Source organism: Rhodococcus spongiicola (genome assembly GCF_004011835.1).
Lineage (GTDB): Bacteria > Actinomycetota > Actinomycetes > Mycobacteriales > Mycobacteriaceae > Prescottella > Prescottella spongiicola.
Genome location: NZ_RKLN01000001.1, coordinates 83,588 through 103,311, shown reverse-complemented (window position 1 = coordinate 103,311; position 19,724 = coordinate 83,588). Strand labels below are relative to the sequence as shown.

Genomic DNA, 19,724 nt, shown 5'->3' with positions numbered 1-19,724 from the left:
GCAGCAAGTGCTCGATGAACGGCTGAACTTCAACACGCTCATGGCTCGTGCGGACGAAGAGACGCTACGCGACCTAGTGGGGCCAGATGTTACTCGGTTGCTCATTCGTTTGGACCCTGATCTTGCCAAACCGAGCAAGCTCCGTGAGCTGTTGAAATTGCAGCGGACCCCGAGTGACCTCATCAGAGACCCGAAAGCCCGGACTGCCCTGTTCCGAATGCTCTCACCGAATCAGGCGGAGGCGCTGGTCAAGGGGCTGGGTCTCGGCTCGAGAAATGGTTCCAGGGATCCGTACGAACTCCTTACATCCTTGAAGCTTCGCAAGGGATCTACTCAAGAAGCGAAGCTCCACCGCTTGCTTGGCGTCTCCGTCGATGAGGAAGTCAGCCGGAACGAGATACTTCCCGACAAGCCGGCAGAACCGCGATACCCCCTGTTCCATCACCAAAGAGTAGCGACGTCTGAGGTGGTCGACGCCCTGCGTGATGGGCCCGGCCGCGCCATACTTCATATGCCCACGGGTTCTGGCAAGACTCGAACAGCTATGAACGTCGTTTGCGACTACTTGCGGGCAGGCGAACCACGCATGGCCGTGTGGTTGGCCTACAGCGAAGAACTCTGTGAGCAGGCAGCTTCGGAGTTCGAGCGCGCCTGGGGTGCGCTTGGGAATCGCACGTTGAAGGTCTTCCGGTTCTGGGGTTCCAACCCTATTGAGATCGATAACGCTCGAGATGGTCTCGTCGTGTGCGGTCTAGACAAGATGTACAACTCGATTCGATCGAACTACCAGACGTGGTCCCGACTAGCGGACAGGTCTCGCCTTGTGATCATTGATGAGGCACACCAAGCTCTGGCGCCGACCTACAAGGACGTTCTCGAACTGCTTGTGGATAGACATGCTGAAACGTGCCTACTCGGGCTCACAGCCACGCCGGGTCGAACGTGGAACGATCTGGACGAAGATCGAAAGCTGTCGAACTTCTTCGCTAACAAGAAGGTGACCCTGAAGGTAGCGGACTACGCCAATCCGGTCGATTACCTGATCGACGAGGGCTACCTCGCCAGAACCGAGTACGAATCCCTTACCTATTCAGGTGATGTGAATGTCGGCCCCAAAGACTTCCGACAGATTGAGCAGGCAACTGATATTCCCACAGAGGTTCTCGAACAACTAGCTGGGGACGACACCCGAAACCTGTTGATCGTTACTCGCGTGGAGAGCTTGATCCGGACCCATAGCCGTGTCATTGTCTTCGCCACCACCGCGCAGCATTCGAATATCCTGGCTACCGTGCTGGCTGCCCGTGGGATACGGGCGTCGTCAGTGACGAGCAAAACGTCGCCTTCCGAACGACAACGTCTGATAGCAGCCTTCCGGTCCGACGCCGAGGAGCCGCAGGTTCTTTGCAACTACGGTGTGCTCACAACGGGATTCGATGCTCCTCGAACCAGCGCTGCGATCATTGCGCGACCAACAAAGTCTCTCGTGCTGTACAGCCAGATGGTTGGTCGGGCGACACGCGGGGTGCAAGCTGGGGGTAATAAAGAGGCCCTTGTGGTTACAATCGTCGACACCTCGCTGCCGGGTTTCGGCGGTATGTCCGAAGCCTTTACGAACTGGGAAGATGTGTGGGATGCCTAAAAAATCCGATTTCGATCTGGTGCCAACAAGTCTCGCAATTGCAGCCATGCGAGACAACGGGTACAAGAACACGGCGTATGCAGTCGCCGAGTTGATTGACAACGCTATACAAGCGGGCGCCCGCCACGTGCAGCTCCTCGCAGGTGAAGAACTTGAGCTTGTTCAAAAGCGGCATGTGCCGCGCATCAAGGAAGTCGGAGTGCTTGATGACGGCTCTGGCATGGACGCCGAAACCTTGCGGATGGCGCTGCAGTTCGGCAACGGGACCCGTCTCGACGATCGTTCCGGCATCGGCCGCTTCGGAATGGGCCTGCCGAGCGCGTCCATCTCCCAGGCTCGTCGCGTTGAAGTCTGGTCTTGGACCGACTCTCCTGACCGTGCGAACTACACCTTCATCGATCTCGACGAGATCGAAAAGGGGTCCAGCTCTACAGTTCCGTTGCCCGTGGTTGATCCGGTCCCGCAGGGTTGGCGTGATTTGGCCGAGTCCGTCGGATCTTCGGGCACGCTGGTCGTCTGGTCGAAACTCGACCGAATGCAGTGGCGGAGGGCGTCGACAATCATCGATCGGTCCGAAGACATCATCGGGCGCATGTACAGGCGCTACCTTCACGAAGGTGAGGTAACTATCCGTCTCGCCGAGTTCGATATTGGGGATAGGTCGCAGGCCACGAAGGCAAGGCCTGCTCGGGTCAATGACCCCCTGTACCTTATGGCTCCGTCGAGCACTCCCGCCCCCTACGACAACGACCCGATGTTCGAGCCCGATGGTGATGAAGAGACCTGGGAAATCGAGCGGAAGATCGAGGGGCCGGACGGTGGGATGCACACCGTGACGACGCGTTTCACCGTCGCGAAGAGTGGGGCGAGAAGGCCCAACAACGCAGGAGCGCTGCCCTACGGCAAGCACGCTGGGCGGAACGTTGGGGTGAGTCTCATGCGCGCTGGGCGCGAGCTGGATCTCGATCAGTCCTTGGTAATCGGCTACGACCCGAGGGAACGATGGTGGGGTGTCGAAGTCGACTTCCCGCCCGCGCTGGACGAGGTGTTCGGTGTTACCAACAACAAGCAGTCGGCGCGATACTTCAGTGAAGTAACAGCTTCGATTGACTCCATAATCAAGGACGATTCGCGTAGCACCGCGGACATCAAGGGGGAGATGGAGGAGAACGGTGATCCTGCTGCTGATCTCGTTGAGGTCGCGCAAGACATACAACGCCGCCTGAGCACGATCAGGAAGGCGCTAAAAATACAGACACAGGGGCAAAAGAGTCAAGAAAGGCGATATGGCGTCGCCTCCCCAGAGGCTGAAGCGACCGAAATTACGAAGAAATTTCAGGCAGAAGGTCGGAAGGGCCAGAGTGACAAAGAAGAAAGCATGCCTGAGTCTGAACGCGTAAATGCTCTTGCGCAGGTTTTTGAAGGTGATGGATTGACACAAGCTCAGGCGCGCAACAAGTCGCTCGATGTTGTCCAAGAAGGAATGAAGTACGTATTTTCGCAGGGAACACTCGATGGAGGTGCTTTCTTCAACGTTCGGCCGGTCGCGGGTGAGATCGTCATCAAGATTAACGTTGATCACCCCGCGTATGAGGGTCTTGTCGAAGTTCTCGAAAATCAAATATCTGATGGGGACAGTCGAGACGAACTCGCCGAGCGGCTCCGTCGCGCAAACCGTGGACTCAAACTGCTCCTGATGGCGTGGGCGCGTTATGAGGACGAGGAAGCGCTACCCGCGCGCCGCGAAGCCCTCCAGGATATCCGCACCGACTGGGGCCGGGTCGCATCACGATTCCTCCGTGGCTAGATGGCACCATCTTTAGGTTCGCGGCTAGAAGTCGTTGCAGCATCGGCGCAGGAGGAGATCGTCCTGGTCGCGCCATTCATGAAGGAAGCTGTGCTGCGGCGACTTCTAGCGGTGACCGACACCCGGGTAGACCTTAGAGTTGTTACACGGTGGCATCCCGTGGAAGTCGCGACGGGGGTAAGTGATCTGGCTTGTAGGCAAGCCGCACTTGAGCGGCGCTCAGCGGAGTTCATGCTGTGTTCCCGACTTCACGCGAAGTACTTTCGGTTCGACAATCGCGCATTCGTCGGATCAGCGAACCTGACCGCTTCGGGACTTGGGTGGCGTGAGCCAAGCAACCTCGAACTTCTTGTCGACTCCGTACCGCTCCAAGACTTCGAAGACGATGTCGCCGCCTGTTCGGTGATCGCGACAGACCAGATGCAGGATCTGATGGAACAAGCGTCAAGAGCGCTCGAGCTTCAGAGTATTGTGGCTCCGAGCTCAGAGATGCCTGACCTTGGGTATCAGGATCGGGCTGGTGTGGGGCACGATATATGGCTACCGCGCTGCCGCGATCCAGGTGCGCTATTTGATGTTCAAGCAGGACGTCACGATGACCTCACTACAACACTCACTCGAGATGCGTTGATCGACCTGCGGCACCTTGGGATACTAAGTGTCGAAGACAGGAACGCCTTCGAGACCAATGTAGCCGCGATGCTTTCCTATGAGCCCATCGTCATCGAGGTTTTAGAGTTCGCCAAGGAACCAAAGCGTTTCGGTGCAATGAGAGACTGGATCGCTCGGCGGTGTCCGGATATTGTCGACCCGGTTCGCCAGACACAGACGTTGTATCGCTGGCTAAAAAAATTCTTACCAGAAAAATTCGGGTTCACTCGCGGAAACTACTCGGAGATCATTCACGTTCTAGAGCCAGATACAAATCGCCTGCGAAATTAGGCCCGGAATACTTGTGAAGGCGGGTTTCATCGTTGATGAAGTCATGAACTTGCGGACTTGGTCTCGAATCGCTCAATCCGCTGTCCGTTGCGGGCGGTACAGGTCGACGACTGCCACGTCAACTGGGCCGGTACTGGCCGACTTTGGCCGGTCATGAACGTACCCGCTGCCCGAACGTCAGGACAGCCCTCGAGCCGGATCAACGGAGCCAACTGCATACCTCATCATCTCGCACTCGGTCAATAGCCATCCACGCCACATTGGACGAATCCGTCAAATTAGCGGCATGATGCCAATATCACAGCGCTGCGCAAACAACGATATACACTCCTTAGAGGAGCCCTCCGTTGACTTGATTCGCATGCGCTCAATCTTGTAGTCGCGAAGACGTATGGGGCGGAAGGAATTGGCGATGGCGACACCAACAGGATGGACTACCCAACGGCACCGAACGGCTATTGGCCGCTCAGGCTTGTCGATGCCGCTTCGGCAGGCTCTGTTGGATGGGGTGTTGTCAGAGAGCAACAGCGTTTTCGACTACGGCTGCGGGCGCGGTCAGGATGTTCGGCGGCTCGAGCAGATGGGTATCGAGGCACACGGGTGGGACCCTTTTTTCTTGCCAGATAGTCCGTTGCATGAGCAAGACGTCGTCATGCTCACCTACGTGTTGAACGTCATTGAAGATCAGAACGAGCGGCGACAGGCTCTGTCAACAGCTTGGCAGCTCGCGGGAAAGGCGCTGGTCGTCAGCTGCCGCATGGACTGGGAACAGCAACCGGCACGAGGTCACGCTACCGGAGACGGACTAGTCACGAGTCGTGGCACATTCCAGCACTTCTACGGCGCACGCGAACTGCGAGCCTTGGTCGAAGATGTAACCGGTGGCTACTGTGTGTCCCCCGTACCTGGGGTAGTTTATGCATTCCGCCGCGAGGAGGACCGCCTAGCATATTTGGCTCGCGGGACTATTTCGGAGTTCGATTGGACGGACAGCGCCGATTACGTATCGGCGCTCGCTGAAGTCATTGCATTTACAGAGAAGCGCGGACGAGTTCCAATGTTCGAGGAAATTCCTGCAGGTGTGATTCCATTGCTTGGAAGAGTATCTCAGTCTGCGCTAGTTCGTCTGATCAAGAAGGGTGCAGATCCAGACAAGGTCGCCGAGGGTGCTAAGCGAACAACTCTCGACACGCTTCTCTACCTTGGTACGTCAATCTTCAATGGGCGCGCGCAATTATCGGATTTGCCGATTTCGATTCGAGCAGACATAAGAAATTGCTTTCGTAGCTATCATGAAGCATGCGCGCGGGCTGATAGGCTATTGCTGAAAATTCGCGACGATACATACATTCGAGGCGCGATGCGGAACTCCGTCGGAAAACTGACTGCGACGGCACTCTATGTGCACGAACGGGCGATTTCCTCCATGCCCGTGGTGCTCCGTCTCTACGAGCATTGCGGCTTCGTCGCGGCTGGCAGGCCTGAAGGATGGAACATACTCAAATTGGATCATCGTGGTCGGCGGGTCTCGTGGTCGTCATACCCGAAATTCGACTCGGATCCACATCCCACTCTGAATTGGACCTATGGCGTGGATATGACGACTCTCGAGAGTCAATACCAATCCTTCGCTGACAGGACGAACAAACCGCTGTTGCATCGTAAGGAAGAGTTTCTGGCTGCAGACGACCCTGCAGTACCGAAGTATCGACGACTCACGGCAGCGGAAGTACGTGCCGGGCTCTATAGCAATCCCACTCGTATTGGCCTTGAGGCAGGATGGGCCGCCGAATTGGAGCGCTGCGGTGTCGCACTAAAGGGCCATCGACTGGTGAAGAGGCCCTCACCCACCCGAAGCGACGCTTGAGGAAAGGCGCCCATGATGTAGGCGGCTGACATCGCCGTCGCTTCGGGGGCGAGCGGGCATTCTGGTGGGAGGTCGCCGAGAAATGGACCGGTAGCGCCACTGCGGTTGCGCTGGGAATGTCGAAGACCGCCGCGGTTACGAGGCTTCGGCCAGTCGGGACATGGCCCTCACAAGGTGGGCCGCGACCTGCTTGGTCCGCCGTTGCCGACCGAAGGTGCGAAGTACCGCGACGGCGAGCTCTTCGGCGCCGATCCCCAGCCGCTTCGTCTGGATGAATTGTGCGGCGTTCGCGATCTCGACGGGGCTGATGTGTATGAACGGGCGATCCGCGGTGCTGTCGTTCGGGCGGAATTCGCTCCAAGCGCCAGGGTCGATCTCACGGGGCCACACGAATTTGTCAGCATCCACGAGGAGGCCCGCCTGCTGGATCTGGTAGGCCAGCTTCCTTTCCCTCAAGGCTCGGACACGCTGCAGGCCGAAGGATTGGGCTGTCATCTGCACGAGTCGATCAAGGTGGATCGGACCCTCGTATGTAGCAATTTCGACCGCGGCGGCACGGACCTTCTCCTTAGCGGCCTTCTTGGGAAGATCGTCGAGGATCTCGACACCCCCAATCGGAACGACGGTCCAGGGCTCGAACTCGAGCCGCTTATCACCGATGACGCTCGGTTCACGGACCAGCACAGCGGGATCAGGCGTGACCACTTCGGACTCGTCTTCGGCTGCGCCGACGGCCTTCTCGGAGGGTTCTTCTGTTGTCTCAACACGCACAGTTGGCTGAACGACAGTTGCTGCCGCGGCCACCTGCTCGGTGACGCCTTCCTTTGCGGCAAGTGCCACGAGCGCCTCGTACCGGATGCGCTTTGCTTCCTCGAGGCCGTCGCCGTCCTCGAAGTGCTCCAGAAGCCGGACGCAGAAGTCGTTCGCGCGGAAGGCCTCCTCGACGGAGAAGGCGTGCATGTGTGCCATCTGCTTACGGGCGATGCGCAACTCATTGCCGAGGGTGCTGACGGTGCGCTGCCTATCGTCGAAGGGATAGCCAAAGTCCCCGAGGCGCTCGGTGATCATCCGAAGCTGGGCCTGGAGATCGTGGGTCCAGTACTTGTACCCCTTGGTGAAGCCCTTCTTCTCGTCGAGGATCTCCAGCACGACTGTCCATGGGTGATTACCGAGATCGTCCGTGAGCCGCGAGGCGATGATTGGATCCAGTCGGGTCGCGAGATGGTCGAGGCACTCTTTGACCGACAGGTTCGGTTTGAAGGTCACTTCGTTTCCTTCCTTTCATTTCTGAGGTGTGTTGGCGACACAGGCTCTCAGCCGTCGATTACCGCTTCGCCCGGGGTAATCGAGACTGCGAGCAACGTGACCAAGTGAACGTCGTATTGCGGGATTGGTTGCATGCTGAATGTCCAGAATCACCTGGACTCCAACAGGGTTCAGGACAGACTTTCGCTCGAGTGGGCCGGTCTCGCTCATCTGTCCTCCCCATGTTCGCGCGGCTACTGCCGCGATGCGATGCACTCGGCCACCCGAGACAGGGCTGACAGGACTGGATCCTACGGTCGGTGTTTTGATTTTCAGCACCGGGTTGTGGATTGGTTGAGCGGCTCGGCAGTCCCGGCCTTCGTCGTAACCGAGTGTTGAAGTTTCGCGAACAGTGTCGGGAGTATGGGGCATCATCTCCTACGTGAACGAGATCGACAATCACAAGGACCCGTCGCGCGAACCGGTCCACCAGTCGTCCGGCGGGGCCGAAGGCGCAGGTGACCTCGCAGTTGTCGTGAGTTCCGACGGTGTGCTCGTCTCCGGCGATCCGGACCATGTTTCCGGCTATGTCGACAGGATGCGGGCCGCCGTCAAGGGGGCAGTCAGTGTCGCCGGAGCGGATCGGCGGTCTCTGGCCGATATTGGTGCTCTTGCTGCGGGCGTGGCCGCGATCGCCGCCCAGGCGGGGGATTTCGTCCGCTTGTCGCCCGATAGCATGAAGCTGCTCCGGGAGTACAACATCCTGCCCGGGTCTGACGGGTTCAATCTGATGTCGGTAATCGATGACAGCGGAATCTTCCGCGGCCAACTCCGATGGCAGACAGTTCCGCTCGAACCCACGCAGCTTCTCGGAGTACAGGTGGCAATGGCTACCGCCGCACTCCGCACCGCGGTGGCATCAGTCGAACAAGCCATCGAACACGTTCAAGGCAGTGTGGACAAGATTCTTGCCCTGGCAGAGGCCTCGCGTATCGGAGACGTCCTTGGGCACTACAGCTCTCTCGAGCACATCGTCTCCACATTCGAGGAAACCGGCTCGCTTCCCGCGGTGGACTGGGAATCTGTTGCAAGCCTCGGACCTCAACTGGAAGTTGGTATCGAGCGGCTCCGAAACCACGCCAAGCGAACGATCGAGGGTTTCGACAGCAGCCAGTCGGTGCAGGACCGCGCCGCCCACATCGGACGGGCTGTGGAGGACGACCGACTCGGCGAGACACTCAAGTTGCTTGTGGTAGCGGAAGAGTCGCACTACCTGTGGCAAAGTCTCCGGATCGAACGGGCAAGACGCACGGAGCCGGAACATCTCGAGACCGTTGTCAACTCGGCTCGCGCACTCCTTGCTCGTGATCTCGAGCGTGACGGCGAACTGCTCGCGCATGCCCGAGCTGAACTTGCAGCCTACGCCGCGCTCAGGCCACTGGAAGTGCTTCGATGGATGTCGGCATCGAAGGTCAAGCAGGATATGGTGCGGTTACGTGACGATCTCGACGAGTTCGCGCTAGCGCGACGAGCACAGGTGACGGAATGGGTGGAGCACGAGGATCCAACCATCGAGGACGCGCTCGCCGAACTCGGAAGTCGCGCAAAGGCAGTCGGCATGTTTGTTGGAGGCGCGGCGAAGGCGATCGGTGGCAAAGCAATCGACGTGGGGTCTGCCGGTATCGGCATGGTCGGTAGCGGCTGGCAGAGGACTGTAGGTGTTCGAATCGAGCGGAGCCGACGTGACTCTGGAGACGAGACCTAGCGGCTCGGGCTACGGTCCCCGCTGTGACTCTCAGCTTCGACCTCTCCGCAGTACTACTTTTTTCGTGGCCACCATAGCCAGCTTCGATGCGTTGGGGGCGCCAGCCGGTGGCTCCGCCGTGCCCAGTGGTTCGGAAGGAATTGGCGGAGTTGTTGGATCCGTTCGCGGGTTACCGATTCACCGCCTAATGCCGCCGATCCGTGGGTCGCGCTGCGGCACAGTGGTTGTTGGAGGCCATAGCTGGTCAGACGGGTAGACGGTGCAGGAACGAGACACCAACAGGTCCGGCCAATGGCAGTGCCGAGTATCTGTTGGCCGGGTCGAGCGCGCCGGTGCGATCTCTGCTAGGGAACTCGACTTGGCCTGCACAGGTGGTCGTGGTCTTGAAGCTGCAGAACTACCAACTGTTTCCGCCCGCATCTGGCAGCCTCCTGGCCCGACGTCTCGGCTCGAGTGAGGCGTACGTTGACGAGTCTCGCTAGCTGGTGCCGCCCGGATTCAATGCCACCTGGGCGTTCACGGTTCACGCCACCTGGAGTGGCAGCCGCGGCAGCCGACGACTTGTGGGGACAGACGTCGGCTCCGCGGTTTACTCGTGATTGTCAGGCCGCGTAGCCGAACTGCTCCAACCGTCGCCGCGCCACACCGATTTCGTCCTCGGTGAACACTGAAATGAACCGAGGATCGAGGACCTTCGCTTCGACGGTCAGGTCGAGGCGGTTACGCTCCCACAGGTCGGCGAATCCGTCGGAGACGGTGGGGGAGGACAGGAGTTTGCGCGCCGTTGCGAGTGGTCCTAGCTCGGCGAGCATGCTGCGGAGTTGGGGCGAGGTGTAGCCCGCTTCGCGGCGGGCGCGGTTGTAGCAAGCGGCCAACTCGCGGCCCAGATCGAGGACGAGCGCGTCATCGTTTGTCGCTTCGACTGTGGGCTCCGGGGAGGAGGCCTCCTCGCCGGAGGCCGCCTCGTTCCGCCGGGTCACATACCCGAGTAGTGCGTCGACGGAGGTGAAGACCTCGTACCCGAGTTCCTCGAGCCGTGGCAGATCTGCATCGTCCGGATCGAGTTCGAGGACGACGGGATTGCCCTGGCCCACCTGCAGGCCACCAGGCCAGAACGCTTCCGCCACGGCGAGAGCGCGGCCGGTGACAGGATCGGTGATCTCGGCATCGGTGCTGGGTTCGGCGTATCCGAGGCGGCGCAGCTCCGAGACCATGTCCCGGATCTGGATAGTGCGGGGATCGTCGGGCTCGTTTGCGACGACGGTGGCCCGTCCGAGTGCCGGCTCGTCGGATACGCCAGTGCCGGATCGAAGTCCCTCGAGGAAGGACTGCGCAGCGCCGGCAAGGAGTTCGCGCCGGGCGGCGAGGAAGTCGAGGTAGTTCTCCACCTTCCACAACTCCGGATCGGTCGGGATCCACTGTGATGCGAGAACGCCGGGGTGCTTTGACTCGATCTCGGCCAGGTACTCCTCCGGCGCCCGCTTCCCGATCTGGATGTTCGTGTCCTGCGTCAGGAAGCAGAAGTTCGCGAGGGCATTGACGTCGCCGCGATCGTATTTCTCGCGCAGCAGGGCCTTCGGGAAGATGTGGTGGATCTGCAACGACGAGAGCTTGCCGAGCAGTTCCGCCTTGAGTTCGAGACCGCTGCCGAAGTCACGGGCGCCGCTGACGCGGGTGAGCAGATACAGCAGCGGGTAGAAGCGGGATCCTCGGGTCGAGCCCTCGAAGTCGTGGGCGTGAACCTCGAGTCTGCCGCCGCGGCTGCGTTCGAGCGCCGCGATGAGGCCGTCGACTCCGGCACGCTTGGCCGTCTCGTAGTCCTGTTGCAGGTAGGTCTCGGTGGAGCCGCCAAAGCGACCCCACAGGGCCGAGTGCACGTACCAGTACAGCACTTTGTCGCGATGTGCGGCATCGTCGAACCGTCCGTCGTGCTGCGAGAGCAGAAGCGAGACAACCGGAACCGCATAGCGACCCATCAGGACCCGGTCGTGGTCAAGCCCGAGTCGACCCGACGCCGCATCGAGGAAGGCACCGACGTGCTGGACCGAGGACTCCAGGGCCTGCTTGAACTCCGGTGCAGAAACCTTGTCCAGTGCCGAGAACAATGCACGCCCAGTAGCGACGGCGGTGGCGTTGCGCAGCAGCCAGTCGAGGCTGAAGTCGTAGCCGGCCTGCTTCCACCGGTCCAGGTCATCGCGCATCTCCGAGCGGGCTTCCGGCCACTGCGCGCACAGCTTCGCCAGCGCCAGGTCGCCCTTGGAGAGTTTGGTGCCACCGGAGTTGACCTTGTTGAAGATGTCGACGACCTCGTCGACCGACTTGCTGGCGCCGGTGATCTTCTCCTGGTTGAACTCCCGCTCCCGAACCTGGGCGAGTTGGTTGAGTCGGTTGAGGTACGCGGTGGCGTCGTCCTTGCTGTCTGCGAACCGAGTCAGGTAGGCCATCGGCCCGTTGTCGAACAGTTCGGTGACGCTGACCCAGGTGGGATCTCCGGACATCTTCGCCGGCGTGTAGAACTCGAAGACCTCGTCCTTGACGTTGAAGTGCAAGCCGGTGAAGGCGGATGCGTCACCCTCGAAGAACGGAGGCGGGGTGCCGCGCACCACACCGTACATCGAGGTGACGCGCTGTTGTCCGTCCAGCAGTAGCTGCCGCACGCCGGCGGACTCGACGGAACCGCGCACGGACACTCCGTCGGACGAGGTCTCCCACATCAGCAAACCACCGACCGGGTACCCGAGGTACAGCGACCGCATCAGTCCGCGGACCTGGTCGCGGTTCCACACATACCCGCGCTGGAACTCGGGCAGCAGTACCGTCCCCGAATCGATCTCGTCGAGCAGTGTGGAGAGCTTCGGCATGGTGGACCTTCCGGGTCGAGCAGTGGCGTTGCGGGATGATGTCTATCAGACGAGGGGGACAAGGAACGGGCTCGGTTCCTCACTCCACGTGACGAGCAGGTCCTCGCGGGCGCGAGTGCACGCTACGAAGAGTACGCACCGCTCGCGTTGTATGTCGCGATCATGCGTCTGGACGTCCTCCTCGACCGGTGTGATCGCCGCTGTCGGCGGAACCTGCTTGGCGCCTACACCTGCGACCGCCATGCATCGGAACTCCAGTCCCTTCATCGCATGCATCGAACCGATCGATACCGAATCAGCGGCGTCCTTGGCCTTCCCCAGCGAGCGAACCGGCACACCGCGCTTGAAGAGCTCATCCTGCACCTTGGTGCCGAGCCGCTTCGCGCGGGTAGCAATCCCGATCTCGCCCGGTGCGATTCCGCTGTCGAGCCATGCCTGCACGGTGTCGGCGACGTACCCGACCTCGTCGCTCTGCGTTCCGAAGCCCTTGGTGGTCGGCGGCATCCCGTGCACGTCGGAGCGGTATCCGGCGATGGAGTCGAGCTGGCCGTCCATGTCGTCGATGCGTTCGCCACGCAGCAGCTGCAGACTCCAGCCGAGGATCTCGGCGGTGGTGCGGTAGTTCAGGTTCAACCGGCTGGACCGGCCGGTGACCCTGATCCCGACCTCACGAAGGCTGACATGGCTTTGGTAGATGCGCTGGTGAGTGTCGCCGGCGATGAACAAGTCGTCGGGGCCGTCGGACACGGCGGCACGGAGAAGCCGCCACCGTTCGGGGCTGAGATCCTGCGCCTCGTCCACGACGATGTGCCGGTACGGTTTGTCGTCGCGTTCCTCGAGTAGCCGAGTGGCTTCCCGGCACACCGTCTCGTGCGTCCAGAGGTTGCGCTCACGCAGCGTGTCCTCGAACTCCCACAGTGCCTGCCACACTTGCGCCTTCTGGTTGGCGCCGAGGCGGCGGCCACGACCGGTGCGTTTCGCCGACAGGTAGTCGGCGGCCGTCGACACCCGTTGGGCAAGTGCCACGTGGCGCCACTCCGCTGCCAGAAAGGCCTCGGTGAAGGGCAGTTCGAGCCGCTCGATGATCGAGGACCACAGCTGCGTCTCGTCTGCGGAGCTGAGTAGCTGTGGGGCACCGTGCCGCTCCCGGAAGATTTGATGTGCCAGCTTGTCGACGTGCTGAACATCGATCCGGTCGAGCACCTCAGGGGAGGTCGCGAGCAGTTTGATGCCGGCGTGTAGCGAGTCCGTGAGTGTGGAGGTGAAGGTGGTCACCAACACCGACTCCGTCGTCTGCTGCGCCAAACGGTGGGCGCGGTGAAGGGCGACGACGGTCTTGCCGGTACCCGGCCCTCCGGTGACTCGGGCAGGGCCGCGGAAGGTGGCGTCGACCACCGCCTGCTGCGTCGGGTGCAGGTAGATCCGCCACAGCGCGAACGGGTGCGCGAAGATCGCCATCAGGTCGTCCGGGCCGTCGACCAGGACGATCCGATCGGTGCTGCGCGCAACCGCGGCATCGAGATCGTCTGTGTCGTAGGGCTCGTCGACAATCTCCGCGCCTAGCTCGGACCACACTTGTTCCGGAGACAGGCCGGACGCGAGTCCCGCCAGAGCATCCCACTGCGTCTCGGGCAGGACGGGCTTCAACGCATCCAGTTGGGCAGTGTCGGTGAGAGTGCGGGCGATCGGGAGGGTCGACTCGTCGATGCCCAGGCGGGTGAGGTCGGCGTCGTTGACGCGGGCGAACAGGCGCTCAGGGGTGGCTTCGGCAGCCTTGACGAGCTGAGGCAGGGTCTCGTCGATGGTGGTGACATCCCTGACCTCGATGGCGCCCGTAGCGCGGTTGACGGTCAGGTCCCGGCGACGGGCCCACGCGTACGCGTCGTCGTGAGGCAGGACGGTCAAGAGGGTGTAGACGTCGCCGGTCTCCGGGGCGAGCACGATTCCCCGATAGAACTGGTCGATGCGGATCGAACGGTAGCGCGGAGTACGGGCGTCGGCGATCTTCTCCATGTGGATGCCGGTGTGCGTCGCGGCCTCGAACTTCGCTACTAGGGTTTCGGTGATCTTCTCCCGGAGTGGCCTGTCCAACTCGCCGAACTGCTGCAGGCACCCCTTCGCGATGGCGAGCTTCGGCATTGGTGGTTCCCCCGGATCGCGACGACTGTTCCGGATATCTCTACCACTTGATCCTGAGAGAAGGATCTGTGGAGGTTCCGTCGGGTCGCCGCAACGTCGACATAGTTGGGCCCGTACTCAACGAGAGTCGATGGGTTGCTTTGCGCTACCTCGGGATTCTGGTGGCGTAGCGCGTCTGGGGTAACCTCGGGCGGCTGAACGAGGGGGCGTCGAGACGATTCGGTGCTCAGAGGGGGTAGATCGTGGTGACAAGCCCGATTCCGGCGGAGTTTCCGCCCGTTGTATATCTGCCGTGTGCGAAGGATGTAGCAGATCCGGAGCATGCCGAGATCGAGTTGCGGCGCACACGGGACGGCCGAATGGCGCTGCTCGCATACTCGGCGCTCGACCGGCTCCATGCGTGCTGCGGAGCCCACCAACCATGGATCGTGGTCGGGACACCGGCACTCGATCTCGTCATGAAGTCGCAGCCTTTCGATCTGCTGCTGCTTGATGTTGTCATTCCGGAAGCGGAGAGAAGAGGGTCCGTGCTGTGACTCTTTTCGTTGACAACGATGCCCTCGATGGCATTGCCAGCGATTTGGCTGGGGTCGGATCGAGGATCGATAGCGTCGCCGCGTCGGTTCCGGTAACCGTCGAGGCGGGTGACGCCACGCCTGCCGTCCTTGGGATTCTTGCGCGACTGACCGAGAATGCGGCGGAGTTGGTCGAGGCACTCATGGCTGCGAGTGCTGCGGTCGCACAGGCCAATGCCAGCTACCGCGAGCAAGACGTCGCATCCGCGGACGCGACGATCTCCACGTGGGCGGAGTAGCGATGTCGATCGACACACGCGTGGAAGGTAACCCGGACAGCATCCGTACTGTCGCATCGTGGCTGCGCGACACCCTCGCTCCCGCACTATCCGAGGGTGTCGACGAGCTGTACCGAGCCCGAAACACCGCCCAATCCGGGTGGGAGGGCGCAGCGGGAGACGGCTTTGCCTCCCGCGCCGGCTCTTCGGCCGCGAAGGCCGAAGATCTGGTCGACGCAGTAACCAGCTACGCGCAGGAATTCGAGGACACCGCGGCAGAACTGCAGCAGACACACGACCGTATGCGCGAGATCCGCGAAACCGCGTCGGAAGCGGGACTGCGCATCTCAGGCGACGTGATCGAAGAACCTGGACCTGCACCGGCTGATCCTGGAGCGCCACCGGCCGGAACGGCCGCAACTGCGGTGGCAATCGAGTCGTACAACCTGGCAGTAATCGCGTTTGATCGATATGCGGAACTCGTGAGGGCCTACGAAGCCGCCCAGCGAGATGCAGAAGCCGAGCGAGAGGACTGGGCTTTCGCGCTGCAGACGCTGACCAATGTCTGGTCTACCGTCACGGGAAAATGGTTCTTCGTCGCGGCCGATCTCGTCAACGGTGCAGCTGGCTACCTGGCTGGACGTCATGTCGCCGCCCTCACGGAACAAGCGAAGTTCCTGTCCCAAGAGGCTGACAAGTTTCTCGAGCTTGCGCGCACGGCGCCGGAGGGATCGCCTGCATCGTTGGTCTATCGAGATCTCGACCTGTCCCGCGCTTTGAAGGAAGGCGCTGAAGAGGCTGCTGCCTCGGCGTTGAAGTCTGAGGCGACTTCGGGTCGGATCGGCCTGAGGGTGGGCGGAGCGCTCAGCGTTGCAAGTGTCGCGTACGACATCTACGACGGCAAGCCTGTCGAACAGGCGGTCGTTTCGGGTGCGGCAGGGTTCGGGGCATCCCTCGCGGCCGGTGCGGCAGCCGGGGCGGTGGTCGGATCGGCTGTCCCGGGTCTCGGCACAGCAGTGGGAGCCGTTGTCGGTCTGGGCGCTGGGTTGTTCGCCTCGGGAGCGGTCGACTCGCTCTATCAGAATGGTGGCGACGTCAGCGACGCCATTGGCGCGGGGTTCGATGCCGTCGGAGATGCCGGTACGGCAGTCGGCGGACTGGCGAAGGATGCGTGGGATGCGGTCTTCTGAGCAGTTCCAACTACCGGTGGAGTGGCCGGGTAGCGGATTCTCCTTGCGGGAGAAGATGTCGACGGTATTGCTCTCGGCGATCGGTTGTGGTGCGGTGCTTGTCGGAATCGCCGGCGGGCTCGGCGGCCAGCCCGCCGCACTTCGATATGGTCTCGCCTACGGGCTCCTTGTCCTTCTCGTCGCAGCGTTCGGGGTGCTGCTCAAACGCTCGGGCGCCCATGAAACGGTTCGAAGCGTTCCCATAAAGTCGGGTCAAGGATCCGCAACCGAGATCCGCCAGTCGAGACGTCTCTGGTCGGTGCTGGTTGCGTTGACAGTGTGTTGTACCGCAGTCACCGCGGGCCCGGCCATTGAGATCTACCTCAACGCACCGACTTCCGGCATCCCCGGGGCGTCAGTCGTCTTCGGTGTGCTCGGTGCCGTGTTCGCGTCCTTCCTTGTGCTCGTCGTTTCTGGATTGGTTCGGGCGGGCTCTGTGCAGTTCACGCCCGACGGCATTCGGCACCGTGGTTGGAGCTTCGAGTCCTTCCTTCCGTGGGAGGCGGTCGCGGGGGTCAAGCCGGCCTACAACGGGCATCGGATGATCCTGTTGATCGGATTCGCGAACGCGAACTGGACACGCCGATACACCACGCCGATCTGGCGGATCGACAAGCTACCGCCGGTCCCGATGATCGAGCTCGACTGCCGCAAGTTCGCGATGGACGATGTGCTTCTGCTCCACTTCGTGAGCCTCTACGCGAGCAATCCCGCAATGCGGGCCGAGCTGGGCACCGATGCGGCACGCGCCCGGTTCGAATCTCACGACTTCTCGTAAGCCCCGACGACGCTGTGTGACCCCTGCGAAGATCTGCACGGGTCACACAGCGTCGGCCATTTCAGGATCCGAATTAGGAGCCGCTGCTACCGGATGATCCGAACAGGGAACCGGCGCTTCCGGTTCCGCCGCCGTTGTCACCGCCGCCTGGGACAGTCCCGACGACCACGGTGATCTCGTCGGCGGACCCGTTCACATTGCCTGCGCCGGAGTACTGGGCGGTGATGTTCCGTTGGCCTTCATGAGCGGGCGTCCACTCGAGGGTGGCCCGACCGCTCGAATCGACCGAGGAAATCCCGATCACGGTGTCGCCGTCCTTGAAGGTGACGGTGCCGCCCGCATCGCCGGGCGTCACGTCGGCTGTGATGGTCTGTGCCACACCGACTGTGGGGATGGGACCGATGGTGAGGACTGTCCTCGAGTCGATGTTGTCGACGGGCGCCGCCGCCACATTCACGGTGGCGCTGTCCGACGACCCGGTGACACCGGCGCTCCCGGAGAACGTCGCGGCGATCGTGTGATCGCCCGCGGTGGACGGCACCCACGTGTAGGTGGCTACACCGTCGGCGCCGACCGGTACATTGGCGAGCGCCTCACCCCCGTCCGTGAACTCGACCGTGCCACCGCTACCGGTCGGCGCGACGGTCGCCCTGAGAACGCTGGCCTGACCGACCTGTGCACCGACGACGGGGGCGAGCACGGTCGACGACACGGTATCGGCCGGCGAAACGGTAACGTCCACCACGGTCGAGAACGAAGCCAAAGCCCTTGGGGTCGCAGGGAATCTCGCGTTCATGCTGTACCTCCCGAACGCGCCGGGTGTCCAGTGGAACTTCGCGACACCCTTGTCGTTGAGCTGGGCCGTCCCGATCTTCACGCCGCCGTCATAGAAATCGACGTTGTCTCCCCGGGCGCCACCGGTCACAGTAGCCTCCAGCACCGCCGATTCCCCGACCTGCATGTTGGCCGGCGCGGTGAGGGTGGTGGTGGTGCTGTTGTAGGGGACGTTGATCTTCGGGCCCTTGGTGCTCCAGGTCTTGCCGCCGATCGAGGCGTTATAGCCCATTCCCGTGTTCATGGCGATGTCGCGCTCACAGTCGGAACCTACCTTGTAGGTGAACTCGAAGGTACGCGATCTTGGATTCGCGATGGGTCTGATCGGCCACTGGATGATGCTGCCGTCGACCTGCGCGTAGTCGGCTCCCGTGCTGGCGCCGTAGCTCTTCCCGTCCACCTTTGCCGACTGGAATTTCAGGCAGGGCGGGTGTATGTCCTTGACCCAGTAGATGTAGGTCACTACGCCACCGAACTGCTGATAGAGCTTGTTGGTCACGGTGACCGTCTCCCCCTCGACTGGGGTGGTGTTGCTGATCGTCCGGGTGATCTTGGTCTTGTTGGTGGTCTCCCACGTCGTCGATTCGGGGGCCGCTCACGCGGTGCCGGTAGCGGCCGCTACCGTTAACCCCGCAGCCATCGCTACGACGCTGGCGCCGCCGATCACACGACGAATGCTCCTGTTGGACATGAACTTCCTCTCGATAGTGATCTGGAACAACCGTCCCAATCGGGGAATCTGATACACCCGTCCCAATCGGGGAATGGCGAAGACGATAACGCAGTTTTTCCAAGCTGAGACGACTTTTTTTACCGCCGCATTTGCAAGCCAAGATGAATGTTTTTGGGCCGGGTTTTCCAAGCATCGACGAGCGTTCAGGCGACTCCAACCCGGGCGATTCACCCAGTTGACCTTGGCAGTTTGAGTGAGTCACCGCGTCGAGGGCCTTCCTGCGGTAACGACATCTCTACGAAATCGATGCGAAGCCTTGACAATTCTGTGGCCGCTCTCTAAGAATCACGGGCATAGGCCGCAAAACGTCGGGGTAGCGCGGTTCGCCCTCAAGTCGAACGGGAGATTTGCGATGTCTCATTCCCCGATGCGCCGCGCCGCTGTCGTGGCCTTCTCTGCGATGCTCGTGGCAACCGGTCTGACGATCGGAGTCGGCGCAGGTGTGGCCGGCGCCGCCGAGTGCTCGCCGACGAGCCACGCCACGAAGAGGGACTGGTCCACCGTGTGGATCACCCACACCTACGACAAGTCCGTCACCGCCACAGAGGTTGCCGCCGGAACACTGGTCACCTACAAGTCCGTCGTCGGCACCACTTCCATCGGAAACCCGTATCTCAACACCTTCATCGACTACCCGCCAGCCGGATTCGGGGCGCCGGTCAAGGCGACAGTCAAGAGGTATACCTTCCCCGGCGGCCAGGAAACCGCGGAGTTCACCCCGGTTCCGAACGGCTCCGGCTACCAGGTGACCACCACCGGGTGGTTCATCAACGCCGCCAACCCGGTCACGGTGGAGATGACCTACATGGTTCCCGAGGATCTCCCTGCGGGTAGTACTGTCACGAGCGGCGGCATCAAGACGAAGGGCACAGTCGGCATCGCAAACACTCTGCCCAACCTGACAGCGTGTTTCACTGTCCGCCAACCGAATCCCGGTGAGGTTGTCGACGGCAGCCTGGACGAGACCGGTCTGGGCTCCTCGGAAGGCCAGCTCAGCGCCACAGGCTCCCTCGAGGAGTCCATCGCGAGAATCCTCGGCGACGTGCTCGGTGGGCTGATCTCGAGCTGACTCGCAGGACCGTTGGGCAT

At 61.6% G+C, this 19,724-nt stretch carries 15 protein-coding genes; 11 read left to right on the top strand and 4 right to left on the bottom strand.

The window, feature by feature from the left end; all coding sequences use genetic code 11:
* Nucleotides 1–7 precede the first annotated feature (7 nt).
* The 4 genes from EF834_RS00465 (at nucleotide 8) to EF834_RS00450 (ending at nucleotide 6,258) form a co-directional block, all read left to right on the top strand.
* Nucleotides 8–1,642 (top strand): DEAD/DEAH box helicase, encoded by a 1,635-nt coding sequence (locus tag EF834_RS00465; protein WP_235870924.1) that lies wholly within the window; start codon nucleotides 8–10, stop codon nucleotides 1,640–1,642.
* Nucleotides 1,635–3,449, top strand: a complete 1,815-nt coding sequence (locus EF834_RS00460; protein ID WP_164874031.1) for an ATP-binding protein — start codon at nucleotides 1,635–1,637, stop codon at nucleotides 3,447–3,449. The genes EF834_RS00465 and EF834_RS00460 overlap by 8 nt, the downstream gene beginning before the upstream one ends.
* The gene (locus tag EF834_RS00455; protein WP_127944405.1) at nucleotides 3,450–4,391 is read left to right on the top strand and encodes a phospholipase D family protein; all 942 of its coding nucleotides are present in this window, start codon (nucleotides 3,450–3,452) and stop codon (nucleotides 4,389–4,391) included.
* 412 nt (nucleotides 4,392–4,803) lie between these two features.
* Entirely contained in the window at nucleotides 4,804–6,258 is a 1,455-nt protein-coding gene (locus EF834_RS00450) for a DNA phosphorothioation-associated putative methyltransferase (protein WP_127944402.1), read from the top strand.
* A gap of 135 nt (nucleotides 6,259–6,393) precedes the next feature.
* Here the strand turns inward: EF834_RS00450 and EF834_RS00445 are convergent, their stop codons facing one another.
* A complete protein-coding gene (locus EF834_RS00445; RefSeq protein WP_164874030.1) occupies nucleotides 6,394–7,524 on the bottom strand; it encodes a DUF3320 domain-containing protein in 1,131 nt (376 codons plus the stop codon).
* A 391-nt stretch (nucleotides 7,525–7,915) separates the two neighbouring features.
* On the opposite strand from EF834_RS00445, the gene EF834_RS00440 reads away from it, so the two are divergent.
* Nucleotides 7,916–9,268 (top strand): hypothetical protein, encoded by a 1,353-nt coding sequence (locus EF834_RS00440; RefSeq protein ID WP_127944401.1) that lies wholly within the window; start codon nucleotides 7,916–7,918, stop codon nucleotides 9,266–9,268.
* A gap of 602 nt (nucleotides 9,269–9,870) precedes the next feature.
* Here the strand turns inward: EF834_RS00440 and EF834_RS00435 are convergent.
* Both EF834_RS00435 and EF834_RS00430 read right to left on the bottom strand, forming a co-directional pair.
* Nucleotides 9,871–12,129 carry a GmrSD restriction endonuclease domain-containing protein gene (locus EF834_RS00435; protein WP_127944398.1) on the bottom strand — a complete coding sequence of 753 codons (2,259 nt, stop codon included), beginning with the start codon at nucleotides 12,127–12,129 and terminating at the stop codon, nucleotides 9,871–9,873.
* A 45-nt stretch (nucleotides 12,130–12,174) separates the two neighbouring features.
* Nucleotides 12,175–14,268, bottom strand: coding sequence for a UvrD-helicase domain-containing protein (locus tag EF834_RS00430; protein WP_127944395.1), 2,094 nt, complete (start codon nucleotides 14,266–14,268; stop codon nucleotides 12,175–12,177).
* Nucleotides 14,269–14,510: 242 nt separating this feature from the next.
* Between EF834_RS00430 and EF834_RS18370 the strand changes: the two genes are divergently transcribed.
* The 4 genes from EF834_RS18370 to EF834_RS00410 are packed head-to-tail and all read left to right on the top strand — an operon-like array spanning nucleotide 14,511 to nucleotide 17,068.
* Nucleotides 14,511–14,804, top strand: coding sequence for an SAV_915 family protein (locus EF834_RS18370; RefSeq protein WP_408014431.1), 294 nt, complete (start codon nucleotides 14,511–14,513; stop codon nucleotides 14,802–14,804).
* Nucleotides 14,801–15,082 carry a hypothetical protein gene (locus EF834_RS00420; RefSeq protein WP_127944392.1) on the top strand — a complete coding sequence of 94 codons (282 nt, stop codon included), beginning with the start codon at nucleotides 14,801–14,803 and terminating at the stop codon, nucleotides 15,080–15,082. Before EF834_RS18370 ends, EF834_RS00420 begins: the two co-directional genes overlap by 4 nt.
* Before the next feature lie 2 nt (nucleotides 15,083–15,084).
* Nucleotides 15,085–16,251, top strand: a complete 1,167-nt coding sequence (locus EF834_RS00415; protein WP_127944389.1) for a WXG100 family type VII secretion target — start codon at nucleotides 15,085–15,087, stop codon at nucleotides 16,249–16,251.
* On the top strand, nucleotides 16,238–17,068 hold the full coding sequence (locus tag EF834_RS00410) for a hypothetical protein (RefSeq protein WP_127944386.1): 831 nt from the start codon (nucleotides 16,238–16,240) through the stop codon (nucleotides 17,066–17,068). Before EF834_RS00415 ends, EF834_RS00410 begins: the two co-directional genes overlap by 14 nt.
* 73 nt (nucleotides 17,069–17,141) lie before the next feature.
* Here the strand turns inward: EF834_RS00410 and EF834_RS00405 are convergent, their stop codons facing one another.
* Nucleotides 17,142–18,401 carry an Ig-like domain-containing protein gene (locus EF834_RS00405; protein ID WP_235870922.1) on the bottom strand — a complete coding sequence of 420 codons (1,260 nt, stop codon included), beginning with the start codon at nucleotides 18,399–18,401 and terminating at the stop codon, nucleotides 17,142–17,144.
* A gap of 1 nt (nucleotide 18,402) precedes the next feature.
* Between EF834_RS00405 and EF834_RS18365 the strand changes: the two genes are divergently transcribed.
* Together EF834_RS18365 and EF834_RS00400 are read left to right on the top strand one after the other, a co-directional pair.
* The gene (locus EF834_RS18365) at nucleotides 18,403–18,645 is read left to right on the top strand and encodes a hypothetical protein (protein WP_235870921.1); all 243 of its coding nucleotides are present in this window, start codon (nucleotides 18,403–18,405) and stop codon (nucleotides 18,643–18,645) included.
* A 342-nt stretch (nucleotides 18,646–18,987) separates the two neighbouring features.
* On the top strand, nucleotides 18,988–19,704 hold the full coding sequence (locus EF834_RS00400; RefSeq protein WP_235870920.1) for a hypothetical protein: 717 nt from the start codon (nucleotides 18,988–18,990) through the stop codon (nucleotides 19,702–19,704).
* Nucleotides 19,705–19,724: the final 20 nt, after the last annotated feature.